Consider the following 933-nt stretch of genomic DNA (forward strand, 5'->3'; position numbering starts at 1 on the left):
GTTCCAGAACCATTCGCACAGCCCGCTCACGAACTTCAGGCGAGTACCTTGGGCACTTCTTCTTCGTGTTTTCCATAGCTCCATTTTCTCAAGAAGTGGAGCCTCCGGAAATCCCGGGGCGGTTCAACACGTTACGCGGAGCTGTTTTTCCCAAGCAGAAGCCAGAATTATCGACCGCATCCGAACCGAATTGCGGCTGACGGCCAAATGCGCTTGGCGGCGACGTCACATTGTAGGTAGCGCTGTGCGCGATGCGTCATGCAGCAAGAATGAGGGAACGGCATCATGGATATCACGGTCGACGTCATCATCTATCCGGGCTTCAAGGCACTGGAAGCAGTGGGTGCACTCAGCGTCTTCAAATATGCAAACGCTCATTTGAAACAGCGCGGCCATCAAGGAGGGTACGACGTCAAGTTGACGTAAATGGCTGTCGGACCCGTCCTGTCCGAGACAGAGATTCCGTTGTTTGCGGAGAAGAAGCTCTCTTCCTTAAATATCCCTCACACCGCAATCATCATCGGCGCCTGGGATATTGAAGGTGCTGTGAATAACGCGCTGCTTCAAGAAGGAAACGGGAACCACACCGACTGCATTCCTGATGCGAGCTCGAATAGAAGCGGCCAGGCGGATGCTGGAGGACGGAAAGCTGCCAGCGAAGACGGTTGCAGCCGATTCTGGCTTCAAGACGTATGACGCGATGCGTGAAGCCTTCCAAACGACACTCGGCATCTCGCCGCTCGTCTATCGGGAGCGCTTCGGCGCCACCTCAGAGGGCGGCGCCGAAGTGTGAAGCGGCGAGAGGCCGTTTAGCACGCTGTTGAAATACCTCCCACGCACGTCATCCGCGCGGGAGGGGTAAACGTTGAAACAAAGAACCGGACAACACTGAGACTGAAGCGATGCGCGGAGCGGACGGCTATACCGAGTCGA

At 56.1% G+C, this 933-nt stretch carries 1 protein-coding gene and 1 pseudogene; both read left to right on the forward strand.

Annotated features, from left to right (window positions below):
- The coding region (locus AB3X86_RS38225; protein ID WP_368599898.1) for a hypothetical protein at positions 1-200 on the forward strand (200 nt) is incomplete at its 5' end.
- Positions 201-285: 85 nt separating this feature from the next.
- A pseudogene (locus AB3X86_RS38230) lies at positions 286-793 on the forward strand (helix-turn-helix domain-containing protein).
- Positions 794-933 lie beyond the last annotated feature (140 nt).

The sequence above is a fragment of the Paraburkholderia sp. BR14374 genome (assembly GCF_040948685.1).
Taxonomy (GTDB): Bacteria; Pseudomonadota; Gammaproteobacteria; order Burkholderiales; family Burkholderiaceae; genus Paraburkholderia; species Paraburkholderia youngii.